Raw genomic sequence first — 15,981 nt, forward strand, 5'->3', positions numbered from 1 at the left:
TATAACAGTAAAAAGCGGGCCAGGAGATCTGGCGCCGCTTTCTGGCCCGATTCATTTTCTTGGGTATCAATTTTCAATGGTCGTGATTCCGTCGATCAATATGTCAAATGCCGGTGCGGAACCGTATACGGACTCGTGGAAATATCCGTCTGATATATATTCCACATCAATTCCATCCTTTTTATAGGTATCCAGTTTCTGTCCTCCTGCTGTAAAGGTGGAAGTATCAAATACATGAAGGGTTCCGGCAATGATTGCGCTTTCCACTTCCTTCACCTTTTCCTCGGTTCCGGGAGCGATCACAGCCTGATTGAGCTCTGTAATGGAGTTTGCTCCCTCCTTATAGCCCTGGCACCAGTCTGTCTCAAAGGATTTGCCGTCTATAACGCTCTGTACCGCATAGGTCACATATGGGGCCCAGTCAATGGCTGCGGAGGTCAGGGCCGTATTGGGAGCAGTTGCGATCATGGAGATGTTATAGCCTACGCTTGGGACTCCGGCAGCCTCACAGGCAGTAGGAGCGCCGGTGGTATCTGCGTGCTGGCTTATGAGTACGCAGCCATTGGAGATCAGGGCATCGGCAGCCTCTTTTTCCAAGTCAAAGCTGGACCAGCTATTGGTGTATTTCACTTCCATAACAGCCTCCGGGCAAACAGAGCGCACACCTAAAAAGAATGAGGTATAGCCGCTGATAACCTCGGCAAAAGGATAAGCGCCCACGTATCCTATCTTTACGGCATCCTTGCTCACTTTGCCATCTTCAATCATCTGGTTCAGCTTAAGTCCTGCCACAACTCCCGACACGTAACGGGATTCGTAAACATTGGTGAAATAGTTATGCATATTGCTCAGTCCGCTTAAAGCAGCCTGGTATCCGGTGGCATGGCAAAACTGCACATCCGGGTATTCCTTGGCAGCTTCCAGAATATAGGATTCATGGCCGAAGCTGTTGGCGAAAATGATATTGCATCCCTGGTCAGCCAGATCCATGGCTGCATCCCCGGCGGTTTCATCCTCCGGAACATTCCATTTTATGATGACCTGGTCATCGGATAAACCAAGAGCTGCCTTCATGTCCATAGCTCCCTTGTAATGGGCAGCCGTATAGCCTTCATTTTCGTCTCCGATGTAAATAAAGCCCACTTTTAAATCTTCTTTTGCTACCGGTTTTAAGTCCCCGGCTGCCTGGGTCTCCCCGCCTGCCGCTGTCGTTGCTGCTTCTGATGCCTTGGCTTCTGCTGTTGTCCCGCCGTCGGATGTGGTACCTGAGCCTGCAGAGCCGCTGCAGGCAGACAAGGCCAGGGATGTGAGCCCTGCTAAGGCCAGGACTGTCAACTTCTTTAATTTCATAACTGTTCCTCCTTGACAAATATGTTTTTAAAATCAAAAAGCGCCGGGCTGCCGTGTAGACATGCCTGACGCTTTTGTCATTTCATTTTGAATATGAGCTAGTATATCATCATTTTCTTTATTGTCAATGTGAATCCTGGACTTTCTAATATTCGAAATTAAACTGTTTTTTTTATTAGTTTTTATGCATTTTCAGCGATTTCATAAATTAAGCGCTCAGAATCCTCCCAGCCCAGACATGGATCTGTGATGGATTTTCCGTAACAGTGCTCGCCTACCTTCTGGCTGCCCGGCTCAATATAGCTTTCGATCATGAGGCCCTTTACCAAAGCGCGGATTTCGGGAGAATGCTTCCTGCTGTGAAGAACTTCCTTGGAAATACGAATCTGTTCTTTGTACTTTTTGTTGGAATTGGAGTGGTTGGCATCTACGATACAGGCAGGATTTTCCAAATCGCGTTCGCCGTACATCTCATGAAGCAGGAATAAATCCTCAAAATGGTAGTTGGGGATGCACTGGCCGTGTTTATTGACCGCACCTCTTAAAATGGTGTGAGCCAGAGGATTTCCATTGCTTCTCACTTCCCAGCCTCTGTAGGTGAAATCATGGTGATTCTGTGCTGCTACAACAGAGTTGAGCATAACGGACAAGTCACCGCTGGTAGGGTTTTTCATGCCTACGGCAACGTCACATGCGCTGGCAGTCAGACGGTGCTGCTGGTTTTCCACAGAACGGGCCCCAATGGCGATGTAGGACATAATATCGTCAAGGTATCCTAAGTTTTCCGGGTAAAGCATTTCGTCGGCTGTAGATAAGCCGGTTTCTATAAGAACCTTCATGTGCATCTTGCGGATGGCGATAAGTCCTTCCCGCAGGTCCGGCTTTTTCTCCGGATCAGGCTGGTGAAGCATTCCTTTATAGCCCTCACCGGTTGTCCTGGGCTTATTGGTGTAGATTCTTGGAATAATGATCAGACGGTCTTTTGTCTGCTCCTGTACTTTTATCAGACGGTTTGCATAATCAGAAACAGAATCCTCATTGTCAGCGGAACAGGGTCCGACAATAACAAGGAATTTATCACTTTTCCCGGTGAGCACATCGCTGATGGCCTGATCCCGTTCTGCTTTCCGTGCTGCTGATTCTGCCGGCAGCGGGAATTGTTCCTTGATCTCTTCCGGGCTGGGCAGATTATTGATATATTGAAATCCCATAATGTCCTCCTCTGTATGTTTCCGATTTATTTTTCTGTTGATTATATAACAGAACGCAGGAAAAATCCAGCATTCATTAAAAATTTGGCAATGTGTCTCCCTTAGGTGTTCCTTTTTGAAGAAAAATGGTGTATGATTGCAGAGAATGACAAAAGGAAGGGTGTATTTCTATGGAAAAATATTGGAATTGGGAAGGAAACTATATCGGTGTGAGACAGAAAGATTACTTAACTGCCTGTGACGGGATAATTCTTGGAAAATTCTATGGGAAAGAAATTTATGACCAAAACGGAAATTACATCGGAGAAATAGGAAAAAACAACAGACTGATTAAAAATAAAACAAAGGAAAACTTTCGCCGTCCGGGCTTCAGCTTTTATGTGAAGGGAACCATAACAGCACCGTTTAAAAGCTGCGATCCTTATCCCATGATTCCGGGCTACGAAGATTTTTTGCGATGAAAGAGAGGAGAAGCTGATGGCAGGGGTGGTGGATTTAAGCAAGCTGACAGCGGGAAAGAATTTGACAGAGGTAGAGGAAGGCGTTCTTCACTACATCATTGAGCACATAGATTCCATGCTTAAAATGGGAGTGCGGGGCGTTGCAAAGGAAAATTTCACCTCCACCTCCACCATTATGCGTCTGACAAAAAAGCTGGGTTACAGCGGGTTTGTGGATATGTATTACAAGCTTCTGCCCCTTGTAAACCGGGTCCAGGACAATGAGGACACGGGTATGCATTTTATCAGCAGCTTTTGCAGCAACTCTCTCTTAAAATACAACTCTTATGAAGACATCCGGGAATTTGCCAGACGGATCGTCCGCCTGGATGGAGGATACGTGTTTTTGTATGCAACAGGGTTTTCCGCTATTCCTGTTGAATATCTGACTAAAAAGCTTCTGGTTCTGGGGATCAAATGCATTTGTTCCAATGGGATGGATTCCATCGGTGTTTTTGAAAACAACCTGGAGAATATGGAAATGCTGATCGTGGTTTCCAGATCCGGGGAAACGGACTGGGTGGCGGACCGGGTGAGGACTGCCAGGGAGAACGGTATTTTTACCGTATCTTTTACCAATGAGGCCAAAAACCGGGTCAGTTCCATAACAGATATGCAGTTTTGCATTGAGGACAGCAATAAACTGGATGACAGAAATATGATGGCAAACACATTTTTCCCCAATGTGATTATGCTGATGGAGCTTTTGGTTTATGAGTACCACAAGGTGCTCCGGAATGAAGGCAAAAAAGAAGAATAGAGGTTCCGGGTACGTCTGAAAGGACGGCTCCGGGACTTTTTTTGAAACTGGTTACTACCTGGAATAACAGGTTCCTATCCTCTTCCAAAGTATATACAAAGGCTGGGCCGGCGACTATAATACGGATATGAATTTCACGTGGAATGAAAAAAAGGAAGTAATGAAACATTCATATTGGAGGAAAAGACAATGAAAGAGAAAGTGATGGATCAATTGCAGCGCTTTTCAAAAGCCATGTTCATCCCGGTTTTGATTCTGCCTATCGCAGGTATTTTAATCGCTGTCGGAAACTTGTTTACCAATGCAAAGCTGCTGGAGCTTCTGCCCTTTTTGGACAATCCGGTGACAAAAGGCTTCGGCACCATTCTATCCGGCTCCCTGGTGGCTATTTTAAATAACCTGGGACTGATCTTTTGTGTGGGGCTTGCCGCCGGACTTGCGGGAAAGAAAAAGTATGAGGCAGGATTTACGGCTCTTTTGGGATTTCTGGTATTCATCAATGCCATGAACAAGTTCATGACCCTGACAGGAATCATGTTTACGGGAGAATCCTTAAGGGGAACGGGACAGGCCCTGGTTCTGGGCGTACAGATTCTGGATATGGGGGTGTTCCTGGGAATCATTCTTGGAATTGTAACTGCCATCGTCCATAACAGGTTCTGTGAAACAGAATTTCAGAATGCCTTCCAGATTTACGGAGGCTCCAGGTTTGTATTCATCGTATTAATCCCTGTAACGGTTCTTCTGGCAGTTGTGCTGACCTATGTCTGGCCCTTTGTTCAGTTGGGAATTACGAGCCTGGGCGGCTTTATCAACCGTTCCGGAAACTTTGGAATCTTTATTTACGGCGCTCTGGAACGTCTTCTCATTCCAACGGGCCTTCACCATTTAGTTTATACTCCGTTTTTATACACCTCTCTGGGAGGCGTTGAAACCATAGGAGGACAGGTGTTTGAAGGGGCCAGAAACATTTATTATGCGGAAATTGCAGATCCTGCTGTGGAAATCCTGTCTAAGTCCGTCATCTGGGATGCCAGGGGAATTTCCAAGATGTTCGGCTTAATGGGTGCCTGTCTTGCCATGTACCATACGGCCAGGCCGGAAAACCGCAATAAGATAAGGGCCATTTTGATTCCAGCTGCATTTACTTCTTTTATTGCAGGCGTTACAGAGCCTATTGAATTCTCCTTTATGTTTGTGGCTCCCATCCTGTTTGCCGTTCATGCCGGATTAAGCGGACTCAGCATGGCGGTTCTCAATATCTTAAACGTCCGCGCCATCGGCCCTAACGGTTTTCTGGATTTCCTGCTTTTTAACGTACCTCTGGGAATCCGAAAAACAGGCTGGCCTATGTACATTGTGACGGGACTTTGTTTTTTTGCGATCTACTACATTATATTCCGCACTCTCATCACAAAGCTGAATTTAAAGACCCTGGGACGTGAGACAGAAGGCATGGAAATGAAGCTTCATTCCAAAGCAGAGTATAAGGAAAAGGTGGCTTCCGGGAAAGAAGGAAAAGCCGGGGAAGATGTGGATGCAGCCATGATTGTGGAGGCATTAGGCGGTGCCGGAAATATTGAAAAGGTGGACAACTGCTTTACCCGTCTGCGTCTGATTCTCACAAATCCGGACCTGGTTCAGGAGGAAGTTCTGAAAAACGGAACCGGAGCCAACGGCGTGGTAAAAAAGGGAAATAACGTTCAGGTCATATACGGCTTACGGGTGACTGCTGTGAGAAAAGCTGTTGATGAAGAATTAGGGAACAGTGAAAATAGCTGATGAATCAAGGAAAAGGAGGTAAATCATCATGAAGAAATTTTCAATTGTAATTGCCGGAGGCGGAAGCACCTATACACCCGGCATTGTAATGATGCTGATGGATAACTTAGACCGGTTTCCCATCCGTTCTTTAAAGCTCTATGACAACGACAAAGAGCGTCAGGAAACTCTTGCAAAGGCCATAGAAATACTTATGAGGGAAATTGCGCCGGAAGTGAAGTTTTCCTATACTACAGATCCGGAGGAGGCCTTTACTGATGTGGATTTCTGCATGGCCCATATCCGGGTAGGCAAGTACGCCATGCGGGAGCTGGATGAAAAGATCCCCTTAAAGTATCATGTGGTAGGCCAGGAAACCTGCGGCCCTGGCGGAATTGCATACGGAATGCGAAGCATCGGCGGCATGATGGAGCTGATTGACTATATGGAACAGTATTCTCCTGACTGCTGGATGCTCAATTATTCCAATCCGGCTTCCATTGTGGCCGAAGCCTGCCGTGTATTAAGGCCCAATTCCAAGGTCTTAAATATCTGCGACATGCCTGTGGGAACCAAGCGCCGCATGGGATTCATTGTGGGCAGGGACCCCAAGGACATGGATGTGAAGTATTTCGGGCTGAATCACTTTGGCTGGTGGACCAGCGTAAAGGATAAGGCTGGAACTGATCTGATGCCTCAGCTTTTGGATTATGTGTCCAAAAACGGATATTTGACGGAAAAAGCAGTGGAAACCCAGCACATGGATGAAAGCTGGCAGCAGACCCATAAAAAAGCAGCGGATTTATTGAAGCTGGAGCCCAATTTTCTGCCCAATACTTATTTGAAATATTACCTTTACCCGGATTATGCAGTAGAGCATTCAGATCCCGGCCACACCAGAGCCAATGAGGTGATGGAGGGCAGAGAAAAAGAAGTGTTCGGTGCTGCAAAGGCCATCATAGAGGCCAACACCGCAAAAGGCGGGGAATTCTCTATTGACAATCACGCTTCTTTCATTGTGGATCTGGCCTGCGCTATTGCCTATAATACCAGGGAGCAGATGCTTTGTATCGTGGAAAACAAGGGAGCTATCGCTAATTTTGACCCTACCGCAATGGTAGAGGTGCCTTGTCTGGTAGGAAATGAAGGCCCAGAGCCTTTATGCCAGGGAAACATTCCCACCTTTGAAAAGGGAATGATGGAGGAACAGCTTGCAGTAGAGCGTTTGGTAGTAGAATCCTGGATAGAAGGAAGCTATTTAAAGCTGTGGCAGGCCCTGACCTTATCAAAGACTGTACCCAGTGCTTCCGTTGCCAAACAGATTTTAGACGACCTCATAGAAGCCAACAAGGGATACTGGCCGGAATTAAAGTAAAGAAAAGTCCTTGACAAAAGGGAAAAAACCTCATATACTAATCAATAATTTCATAACCATAGAAAAGCTTTGATAAGAACAAGTAGCAATACCAGGGACCAGACAGAAAGCAGCCGGCTGATGAGAGGCGCATGGAAAGCGGATTGTGAATACATCTTTGAGCTTCACACCCAACGGCAGAGCTGCCCAGTAGGCTGTGACGGATTCCCGCACCCGTTATTGTGCTAGAGTATCCCATAGGTACTCAAAGAGGTAAGCAGCGTGAGCTGTTTATAAACTTAAGGTGGTAACACGAGACTTTGGCCTCGTCCTTTTGATAGGACGGGGCTTATTTTATTTCCAAAAAGAGAAAAGGAGAATCAGCATGAAGATCTATGAAGAGTTGAAGGCCAGAGGTCTGATCGCTCAGGTGACAAATGAGGAAGAGATCAGCAAAATGGTAAATGAAGGGAAAGCCATATTTTATATCGGTTTTGACCCCACGGCAGACAGCCTGCACGTAGGACATTTTATGGCATTGTGCCTGATGAAGCGCCTTCAGGAGGCAGGCAACAAGCCTATCGCCTTAATCGGCGGAGGAACCGGCATGGTGGGAGATCCCTCAGGCCGCAGCGATATGCGCCAGATGATGACAGAAGAGATTATTCAGCACAACTGTGACTGCTTTAAGAAGCAGATGAGCCGTTTCATTGATTTTTCCGAAGGAAAGGCCATGATGGTCAACAACGCAGACTGGCTTCTGGAATTAAACTACATTGATTTTCTCCGGGAAATAGGCCCCCATTTTTCCGTTAACCGGATGCTGACGGCTGAGTGCTATAAGCAGCGTATGGAAAAGGGCTTAAGCTTTTTGGAGTTCAATTACATGATCATGCAAAGCTATGATTTTTATGAGTTATTCAAGCGCTACGGCTGCAACATGCAGTTCGGCGGCGATGACCAGTGGAGCAACATGCTTGGAGGAACAGAACTGATCCGCCGGAAATTAGGCAAGGATGCCCACGCCATGACCATCACCCTGCTGTTAAATTCCGAAGGCAAGAAGATGGGCAAGACCCAGTCAGGAGCCGTATGGCTTGACCCTGAAAAGACCTCTCCTTTTGACTTCTACCAGTACTGGAGAAATATCGGTGACGCAGATGTGTTAAAGTGCCTGCGTATGCTGACCTTCCTTCCTGTTGAGCAGATCGATGAAATGGATCAGTGGGAGGGCAGCCAGTTAAACCAGGCAAAGGAAATCCTGGCATATGAGCTGACCAATCTGGTTCACGGGGAAGAAGAGGCAGAAAAGGCACAAAAGAGCGCAAGAGAACTGTTTGCCGGCGGCAATGCGGAAAACATGCCTTCCTGTGAGCTGGAAGAAGAGGATTTCAGTGAGGGAACTGTGGATATTCTGACCATCCTTCAAAAGTCCGGACTGGCTTCCACCCGTTCTGAAGCAAGACGAAACGTAGAGCAGGGCGGCGTGACTGTGGAAGGAGAGGCTGTTTCCGATATTAAGGCTGCCTTTACCAGAGAGCAGTTATCCGGCCAGGGTCTTGTAGTGAAGAGGGGAAAGAAGAAATTTGTAAGAGTGACTGCAAAATAAATAGAGAAATAGTAATGGCTGCCGCAAAATGGATTTGCGGCAGCCGCTTTTTTAGGGCCACACCGGTTCTAATTCCGGGTCCTCGAGAGAAAGGATAAAATGCAGTTTTTCTTCTATATTATGTAATTGATGAAGAGATTCGTACTCGTTATTGAGCCTGGAATATACGTTTAGTATGGGTTTGCATCGATCGGCGGTAGCTTCCAGAATCATATCCAGATTTTTCACGGTCAGATCTATAATAGAAGAGTCCAAAAGGCCTGCGTTTTTCATATTGGTGAGAATGGCGATGATTTTATCCTTTGGGAAGGAGTCCTTATAGCTTCTTTTTCCGGTGAGGGCGCTGATAATATCGGCGATGGCCACAAGGCGCTCCGCCACAGTAAGATCCTTAGCCGTAAGTCCTCTGGGATAGCCGGAGCCGTCCAGCTTCTCATGGTGGCGCAGGGAAATCCGCTGAATGGTCTCGTCGATGGCTCCCCCGAATATCTCTTCGGTAAGGTCTACATGAGTCATCATAATGGACATGGCCTGAGAGCTCAGCTTTCCCGGAAATTCAAGGATTTCTATAGGAATGGCTATTTTCCCTAAGTCGTGAAGCAGTGAGCCGCAGAGAATCTGGTTGATCTGGGGCTCTGGAAGATCCAGCAGCAGGGCCAGTTCATGGCTGATGCTGGTAGTGGTTATGGTGTGGGTGGCTGTGTAGGAGCTTCGGAAGTCTATGAGAAATACCAACATTTTTAAATAGTCTGTAGTATCTTCGGTAGAAAGGGGGATGCTGGTCAGAAAGTCAAAGTAATCAGGGTCTGTTCTCTGTTCTTCTTCGATGGCCTGGGTGAGGTTAAGCCTTGCGGCTAAGTCCACCAGATGAGGTGCATAGGCTGTTCCTCTTCCTTTGATCAGCGATCTCCGGGTATCCTTCCAGGACTTGCCTTCCACTGACATGGACACATCAATCCGGTCTGCAATGTGAATGATCTGGGCCACATTCCTGATGGAAGGAGTCAGTTCTTCCTGTTCTTTCAGCAGGTTCCAGGCTGTATGGTGAAAGAGGATTGCGGGAGCCAGCTTTTTGAGGGGAGAAAAGTACCGGATAAACAGATAACCATAGGAGCAGTGTCCCCAGACGTTATGGGTTTCAAATTGGAGCATCCTGGAGATTTCCTCAGTTTTGTATGCTCCGATATCGTGAATATGAGCCAGAAGACACAAGTCACGAAGTTCTATAGCGGAACATAATTCTGCTTTGTGAAGCATCCGGAAAACGATGTAAGCCACCCGGGAACCGTGCTCCGTAAGCCGGGGTTCTATGTTGCTGCAAAAACGGCGCATGATGCCGATAATACTTTTATTATTTAAAGTATTGGTATATTGCATTCTCATTTGTAAATCCTCCTGGTGAAGTCACCATTCTGAAGTTTTAATATGTCACATCATACCATATTTTGACAAAAAAATACAGTTTTTTCTAATAAAGGTAACAAAAGTCGTTTTTTTACCCATAAACGTGTAATTATATGGGTTTTTTTGAAGAAAAGCACTTGCAAGTTATGGTTACGGGAAAATGGAAGAGTTGACATAAGATTGTTACAAATCACTTTATATTTTATAAAATATGCCGATATGAAGTATAAGAACAATATTAAGAACATCAGCATGCAGAAAATATAAATGAGAGGGGGAGGTATTATGAACCGGACGCAGATGGTCAGAGGAAGCACACAGGCTCTGTGGGACAGTGTCCGTTCCGGCAAAGGTACAGAGGAAACCGGAGGGGACTTAACCGCCGTATTAACGGGGCAGACAAGGAAAGATCAGGTAAAGCTTTCCGGGGACTGGCAGTCAGGAGACTGGAAGGAAATGGTGAAAAAGACCATTGACCAGTTAAAGGCCCAATACCCTTCCCTTCATATTGTTATAGATGATAAGGAAAACACCGGCAGTGTAAGCCGTCTGGCAGCAGGGCTTGGCTCCGGAACCCATCTCGTTATTTCTTCTAAGTTTCTGGCCCGTATGGGAAGCAGCCCGGAGGAATTTGCCAGATGCAGCTCAGTGCTGACGGGAACCGCCATGGAGCTTGCAGCGGGAAAGGAAAAGGCTGGGTCCGCCGGAGCTTATATAGGACAGTCAGCGGTTTCCTCCTGGAGAACACAGGGAGAACCGGAGGCTTTTATCAACGGCCAGAACTCTGTCCGCAGTTTTTTTGAGCATTCGGGAAAGCTTGACAGGACTTCGGATAAGGAAAACAATGCTGTGAAGAAAAATACGAAAAAAAGCATGATTTCCGTATCCCGCCATTATACCGGCATGGCAGCCGCCCGTTCTAAGGGACAGGTTCAGGCTGTTATGGCAAATATTCAGAGAAGCATCGGAGACCTTCAGATGACGGCCGTCTACGGAGAAGCCGAAGAACGGGTTAAGGCCGGCAGAGCCCTTCGCTCCTTAAAAAAGCTTTTATCCAAAGGCGGCCGGAAGCTGAGGCGGTTGAATCAGGAAGAGCTGGCAGCCATCAGAAAGAGAAATGCAGAAAAACACCAGGAGAAAAGAAAGGCAGAGCAGGCCAGACTGGAAAAGGAACAGTACCAGCGGGGGCGGTCCAGCTCAGACCGGGCTCTCGAAATGGAGGGAAGGTCGGAAGAATCTTATATCAGGGGATACCGGCATTACCGCCTGTTAAAAGAAGAATTTGAGATTGGGAAAACAGATCACATGGGCATGGAGCCTGCAGGAACCGGAGGGAATCCAGGCCCGGCGGGCGGAGAAATAGAAGGAAATCAGATTGTAGTTACAAATACGGTGAGTTTTTAAGACCTGACGGTCTGGCATGTATGGAGAGGGCAGCATAATTTTTGCATAACCTCTCCTTTGTTTGACGAAGATATACGTATATGTTAAAATAAAAGATGGTTGCCTGTATCAACTGCAAAGCCAGATAAAGCGAGGAAATAAATTTATGGAAAGTAAATATAAAAATCTCTATAAGCAGCTTCTTGAAAAAATAGAGCGGGGGGAATACCGGCCTGGTGATAAGCTTCCGGCAGAGGGGGAAATGATGGAAACCTATCATGCCTCCCGTGATACTGTCCGCAAGGCTCTGGAGCTTCTGGTTCAGGATGGATATATCCGAAAAGCCAGAGGAAAAGCAGCAGAAGTCCTGGGAAAGAACACGTTTCATTTTCCGGTCTCAGAGATTGCAAGCTTTAAAGAAATCTACCGGTTTTCCGACTCAAAGCCCCAAACTTATGTGGAAAATCTGGAAATTATAAAAAATGATAAAAAGCTGATGGAAGCCCTGCAGCTCGGGCCGGAGGATGAGGCCTATTTTCTGGAAAGGGTCCGGGAGATCGAGGGAGAAAAAATCATCATTGACAAGGATTACTTTTCCAGAAAGGTGGTGGAAAATCTTCCTTTGCGGGCCGCCAAAGACTCTGTTTATGAATATCTGGAACATGAACTGGGGCTTAAAATCGGATTTGCCATGAAGGAGATCACGGTCCACAGCGCAGTGGATGAGGATTACCGCCTGCTGGACATGGGGATTTATGATATGGTGGTGGTGGTGAAAAGTTATACGTATCTGGAGGATTCCACCCTGTTTCAATACACGGAATCACGCCACAGGCCGGATAAATTTAAGTTTGTGGACTTTGCCCGCCGGAAGCTGTAAAAAGATTTTTCATACATGTTGACAAAACATATACGTATATGTTATAGTTTGAGAGTGATAAGAACGTATAAGTTTGGCGGAGCGTGAAAACATGTATGGGAAGGAGTATTGATATGGGCAAGTATGAAAGTGATGGAAAAAAACTATTGGAGTATGTGGGAGGGAAGGAGAACATCAGTGCAGTATCCCACTGCATGACCAGGATGCGCTTTGTATTGACCGATGCGGACAAAGCGGATACGCAAAAGATTGAAGCTCTTGAAAGTGTTAAGGGGACTTTTACCCAGGCAGGGCAGTTTCAGGTCATTATCGGAAATGATGTACAGTCGTTTTATAATGATTTTACCGCAGTATCCGGTATAGAAGGAGTGTCCAAGGAAGCGGTAAAAGTTGAGGCAAAGGGAAACATGAATCTTTTACAGAGGGCAGTGGCAGATATTGCTGAGATTTTTGCTCCTTTAATTCCGGCTATTATCGTAGGAGGTCTGATTCTGGGCTTCCGAAACATCATCGGAGAGATCAAGTTCATCAATGGCGGAACCCAGACTCTCGTTGAAGCCTCCATTTTCTGGGCAGGTGTCCACAGCTTCCTGTGGCTCATCGGTGAGGCTGTCTTTCATTTTCTTCCTGTGGGAATTACCTGGTCCATCACAAGAAAGATGGGAACCACCCAGATACTGGGAATTGTTCTGGGCCTGACCCTGGTGTCTCCCCAGCTTTTAAATGCATATGCCATGGCCTCAGGCGCAGAAGTTCCATTCTGGGATTTTGGTTTTGCCAAAATGGGGATGATCGGCTATCAGGCACAGGTGATTCCTGCCATTCTTGCAGGTTTTGTGCTGGTTTACCTGGAGAGGTTCTTTAAGAAAATTACGCCTCAGGCGATTTCCATGATCGTGGTTCCGTTTCTTTCCCTGCTTCTGGCAGTCATTGCCGCTCATGCGGTGGTAGGCCCCATTGGCTGGTCCATCGGCTCCTGGATTTCAAAAGTTGTTTATGCAGGGCTTACCTCCAGTTTCCGCTGGCTGTTTGCAACTTTATTCGGTTTTGTCTATGCACCCCTTGTTATTACAGGGCTTCATCATATGACAAATGCCATTGACTTGCAGCTTATGGCTGAATTCGGCGGAACCATGTTATGGCCTATGATTGCATTATCTAACATTGCCCAGGGATCTTCCGTACTGGCCATGATCTATCTTCAGAGAAAAAACAAGGAAGCACAGCAGGTTTCTGTTCCTGCCTGCATCTCCTGCTACCTGGGAGTTACGGAGCCGGCTATCTTTGGTGTGAATTTAAAGAGGGGCTTTCCTTTCCTGGCAGCCATGACCGGTTCCGCTTTGGCAGCAACCCTTTCTGTGGGAATGAATGTTATGGCTAATTCTATCGGTGTGGGAGGGATTCCCGGAATCCTGTCCATTCAGCCTCAGCACATGGTTACCTTTGGAATGTGTATGCTGGTTGCCATTGCAGTACCGTTTATTATTACCGTTATTTTTGGAAAGAAGAGGGGAGTTCAGTAAATGCAGAATTTCAGGAAATCATGTGTGTATCAGATTTATCCCAAATCCTTTCAGGATACCAATGGGGATGGGATTGGAGATTTAAAGGGAATTGTTGACCGGCTGGATTACTTAAAAAGGCTGGGAGTGGATTATCTTTGGCTGACTCCATTTTTCATATCTCCTCAAAATGATAACGGATATGATATCCAGGATTATTACCGGATTGCTCCCGTGTTCGGCACCATGGACGATCTGGAGAGGTTGGTATCAGAGGCGAAAGAGCGTGGAATGGCCCTGATGCTTGACATGGTCTTTAACCACACCTCCACCAGCCATGAGTGGTTTCAGAGAGCTCTGAAAGGAGAAAAGGAATTTCAGGATTACTATTTCTTCCGGGACGGTGAGGCGGGAAATCCGCCCACCAACTGGCAGTCTAAATTCGGCGGCAGCACATGGGAGTACGTGGAGGAGCTGGGAAAATATTATCTCCACCTCTTTGACCGGACACAGGCGGATTTAAACTGGGATAATCCCGCAGTGCGGGAAGAGGTGAAAAAGGTCATAAGGTTCTGGAAGGAAAAGGGAATCAAGGGGTTCCGGTTTGATGTCATCAATTTGGTGTCAAAGCCTGAACAGTGGGAAAACGATGAGGAAGGGGATGGCCGCCGGTTCTATACCGACGGTCCCCGGATTCATCAATACTTAAGGGAAATGGTGGAGGATACGGGACTGGATTCGGAAGATATAATTACCGTAGGGGAGATGTCTTCAACCACCATGGATCACTGCATCCGCTATACAGCTCCTGAAGAAAAGCAGTTGAAGATGTGTTTTAATTTTCATCATTTGAAGGTAGATTACAAAGGAGGAGATAAGTGGTCTCTGATGCCCTATGATTTTGAAGAATTAAAGGATCTCTTTCATACCTGGCAGACCGGTATGGCTCAGGGAAATGGCTGGAACGCAGTATTCTGGTGCAATCACGATCAGCCCAGAGCAGTATCCCGGTTCGGCGATGACGGAACATACCGGAAAGAGAGTGCCAAAATGCTGGCTGCCGTGATTCACGGGATGAGGGGAACCCCTTACATTTATCAGGGAGAAGAAATCGGCATGACCAATGGGGATTTCACGGATATTTCCCAATACCGGGATGTGGAAAGCCTCAACTACTTTGAAATATTAAAAGAACAGGGGCAAAAGGAAGAGGAAATTTACCGGATATTAGGAGAACGTTCCAGAGATAACGGAAGGACTCCCATGCAGTGGGGGCCGGAGGAACGGGCGGGCTTCACCACAGGCACTCCCTGGATCAGGGTGAACAGCAACAGTGATCGCATCAATGTAAAGGAAAGCTTATCTGATCCGGACTCTATTTTTTCCTATTACCAGAAATTAATTGAGCTGAGAAAAGAGTATGACGTAATCAGTGAAGGGACCTATGAGCCGGTGTTCCTGAAAGATAAGTGGCTGTTTGCCTATAAAAGAAGCTATAGAGGAGAACGTCTGCTGGTGCTGGCAAACTTCTCCGGGCAGTTCAGGGAAGCAGAGCTGGATGAAAAAATGGATAGCTGGAATCTCCTGCTATCCAATGATGAAAATACAAAAACAGATGGGAAAAAGGTTTGTCTTGGCCCTTACGGAGCTGTCATGCTCCATCAGCAGGGCCCTGAATCAAGCTCCCATTAAATGTTCTGACAGGATTCTGGCTCCCATAAGAATCAATGTGATGCCTCCTGCCAGTTCAGCCTTTGACTTATACCGTGTTCCAAAGGCATTTCCGGCTTTCACTCCCAGGACGGACAGCACAAAGGTGATGATTCCTATAAAAGAGATGGCTGGGACAATCTGAACGTGTAAAAATGCAAAGGTAACTCCCACTGCCAGGGCGTCAATGCTGGTTGCAACGGCCAGAAGGCACATGCTTTTGGGATCGATGGAACAGACAGGACATGTTTCTTCTTTACTGAAGGCTTCCTTTATCATGTTGAGGCCAATGGCTCCCAGAAGTATAAATGCAATCCAATGGTCAAAGGCAGCGATGGAATTTTTAAACTGGGAGCCCAGAAGATACCCGATCAGGGGCATTCCGGCCTGAAAGCCTCCAAAGTACAGACCGACGATGAATCCGTGCTTCCAGTTCATTTTTGGCATGCAAAGACCTTTGCAGATGGCGACGGCAAAGGCATCCATGGATAAACCTGCTGCAATGATAAACAGTTCAATGAGTGACATGTGATATTCCTCCTGTGGTTAGTAAATAT

13 protein-coding genes and 1 other annotated feature are annotated in these 15,981 nt (G+C 46.6%); of the genes, 9 read left to right on the forward strand and 4 right to left on the reverse strand.

Going from position 1 to position 15,981, the window contains the following annotated elements; all coding sequences use genetic code 11:
• Positions 1-66: 66 nt before the first annotated feature.
• Both V7M78_RS01775 and V7M78_RS01780 read right to left on the reverse strand, forming a co-directional pair.
• Positions 67-1,350: a BMP family ABC transporter substrate-binding protein gene (locus V7M78_RS01775; RefSeq protein ID WP_333645807.1), complete on the reverse strand. Its 1,284-nt coding sequence runs from the start codon at positions 1,348-1,350 to the stop codon at positions 67-69.
• A 182-nt stretch (positions 1,351-1,532) separates the two neighbouring features.
• Positions 1,533-2,561: a 3-deoxy-7-phosphoheptulonate synthase gene (locus V7M78_RS01780; protein ID WP_333645809.1), complete on the reverse strand. Its 1,029-nt coding sequence runs from the start codon at positions 2,559-2,561 to the stop codon at positions 1,533-1,535.
• Between the two features lie 170 nt (positions 2,562-2,731).
• Between V7M78_RS01780 and V7M78_RS01785 the strand changes: the two genes are divergently transcribed.
• The 5 genes from V7M78_RS01785 (at position 2,732) to tyrS (ending at position 8,545) form a co-directional block, all read left to right on the forward strand.
• Positions 2,732-3,022, forward strand: coding sequence for a hypothetical protein (locus V7M78_RS01785; protein ID WP_333645811.1), 291 nt, complete (start codon positions 2,732-2,734; stop codon positions 3,020-3,022).
• Between the two features lie 16 nt (positions 3,023-3,038).
• Positions 3,039-3,821, forward strand: a complete 783-nt coding sequence (locus tag V7M78_RS01790) for a MurR/RpiR family transcriptional regulator (RefSeq protein ID WP_333645813.1) — start codon at positions 3,039-3,041, stop codon at positions 3,819-3,821.
• Positions 3,822-4,010: 189 nt separating this feature from the next.
• Complete coding sequence (locus V7M78_RS01795; protein WP_333645815.1) at positions 4,011-5,603, forward strand: PTS transporter subunit EIIC; 1,593 nt, start codon at positions 4,011-4,013, stop codon at positions 5,601-5,603.
• 28 nt (positions 5,604-5,631) lie between these two features.
• Positions 5,632-6,957, forward strand: coding sequence for a 6-phospho-alpha-glucosidase (locus V7M78_RS01800; protein ID WP_333645817.1), 1,326 nt, complete (start codon positions 5,632-5,634; stop codon positions 6,955-6,957).
• A gap of 60 nt (positions 6,958-7,017) precedes the next feature.
• Positions 7,018-7,273, forward strand: a binding site (T-box leader).
• 48 nt (positions 7,274-7,321) lie between these two features.
• The gene (gene tyrS / locus V7M78_RS01805) at positions 7,322-8,545 is read left to right on the forward strand and encodes a tyrosine--tRNA ligase (protein ID WP_333645819.1); all 1,224 of its coding nucleotides are present in this window, start codon (positions 7,322-7,324) and stop codon (positions 8,543-8,545) included.
• Between the two features lie 51 nt (positions 8,546-8,596).
• Here the strand turns inward: tyrS and V7M78_RS01810 are convergent, their stop codons facing one another.
• Positions 8,597-9,928 carry an HD-GYP domain-containing protein gene (locus V7M78_RS01810; protein ID WP_333645821.1) on the reverse strand — a complete coding sequence of 444 codons (1,332 nt, stop codon included), beginning with the start codon at positions 9,926-9,928 and terminating at the stop codon, positions 8,597-8,599.
• A 306-nt stretch (positions 9,929-10,234) separates the two neighbouring features.
• Between V7M78_RS01810 and V7M78_RS01815 the strand changes: the two genes are divergently transcribed.
• From V7M78_RS01815 to treC, 4 genes are all read left to right on the forward strand, one after another.
• Positions 10,235-11,353, forward strand: coding sequence for a hypothetical protein (locus V7M78_RS01815; protein WP_333645823.1), 1,119 nt, complete (start codon positions 10,235-10,237; stop codon positions 11,351-11,353).
• Between the two features lie 145 nt (positions 11,354-11,498).
• A complete protein-coding gene (gene treR, locus V7M78_RS01820) occupies positions 11,499-12,212 on the forward strand; it encodes a trehalose operon repressor (protein ID WP_333645825.1) in 714 nt (237 codons plus the stop codon).
• Between the two features lie 113 nt (positions 12,213-12,325).
• Positions 12,326-13,735, forward strand: a complete 1,410-nt coding sequence (gene treP, locus V7M78_RS01825) for a PTS system trehalose-specific EIIBC component (protein WP_333645827.1) — start codon at positions 12,326-12,328, stop codon at positions 13,733-13,735.
• Positions 13,736-15,406, forward strand: coding sequence for an alpha,alpha-phosphotrehalase (gene treC, locus V7M78_RS01830; protein WP_333645828.1), 1,671 nt, complete (start codon positions 13,736-13,738; stop codon positions 15,404-15,406). It abuts the gene before it with no gap.
• Here treC and V7M78_RS01835 read toward each other — a convergent pair.
• Positions 15,392-15,952 (reverse strand): manganese efflux pump MntP, encoded by a 561-nt coding sequence (locus V7M78_RS01835; protein WP_333645830.1) that lies wholly within the window; start codon positions 15,950-15,952, stop codon positions 15,392-15,394. The two genes, treC and V7M78_RS01835, sit on opposite strands and share 15 nt — an antisense overlap.
• Positions 15,953-15,981: the final 29 nt, after the last annotated feature.

Origin of the sequence: Lacrimispora sp. (assembly GCF_036758025.1) — a bacterium.
Lineage (GTDB): Bacteria > Bacillota > Clostridia > Lachnospirales > Lachnospiraceae > Lacrimispora.

Bases quoted from the DNA above. Each gene is read 5' to 3' on its own strand.
- V7M78_RS01775 (WP_333645807.1), bottom strand. From the start codon at position 1,350: ATGAAATTAAAGAAGTTGACAGTCCTGGCCTTAGCAGGGCTCACATCC.
- V7M78_RS01780 (WP_333645809.1), bottom strand. From the start codon at position 2,561: ATGGGATTTCAATATATCAATAATCTGCCCAGCCCGGAAGAGATCAAG.
- V7M78_RS01785 (WP_333645811.1), top strand. From the start codon at position 2,732: ATGGAAAAATATTGGAATTGGGAAGGAAACTATATCGGTGTGAGACAG.
- V7M78_RS01790 (WP_333645813.1), top strand. From the start codon at position 3,039: ATGGCAGGGGTGGTGGATTTAAGCAAGCTGACAGCGGGAAAGAATTTG.
- V7M78_RS01795 (WP_333645815.1), top strand. From the start codon at position 4,011: ATGAAAGAGAAAGTGATGGATCAATTGCAGCGCTTTTCAAAAGCCATG.
- V7M78_RS01800 (WP_333645817.1), top strand. From the start codon at position 5,632: ATGAAGAAATTTTCAATTGTAATTGCCGGAGGCGGAAGCACCTATACA.
- tyrS (WP_333645819.1), top strand. From the start codon at position 7,322: ATGAAGATCTATGAAGAGTTGAAGGCCAGAGGTCTGATCGCTCAGGTG.
- V7M78_RS01810 (WP_333645821.1), bottom strand. From the start codon at position 9,928: ATGAGAATGCAATATACCAATACTTTAAATAATAAAAGTATTATCGGC.
- V7M78_RS01815 (WP_333645823.1), top strand. From the start codon at position 10,235: ATGAACCGGACGCAGATGGTCAGAGGAAGCACACAGGCTCTGTGGGAC.
- treR (WP_333645825.1), top strand. From the start codon at position 11,499: ATGGAAAGTAAATATAAAAATCTCTATAAGCAGCTTCTTGAAAAAATA.
- treP (WP_333645827.1), top strand. From the start codon at position 12,326: ATGGGCAAGTATGAAAGTGATGGAAAAAAACTATTGGAGTATGTGGGA.
- treC (WP_333645828.1), top strand. From the start codon at position 13,736: ATGCAGAATTTCAGGAAATCATGTGTGTATCAGATTTATCCCAAATCC.
- V7M78_RS01835 (WP_333645830.1), bottom strand. From the start codon at position 15,952: ATGTCACTCATTGAACTGTTTATCATTGCAGCAGGTTTATCCATGGAT.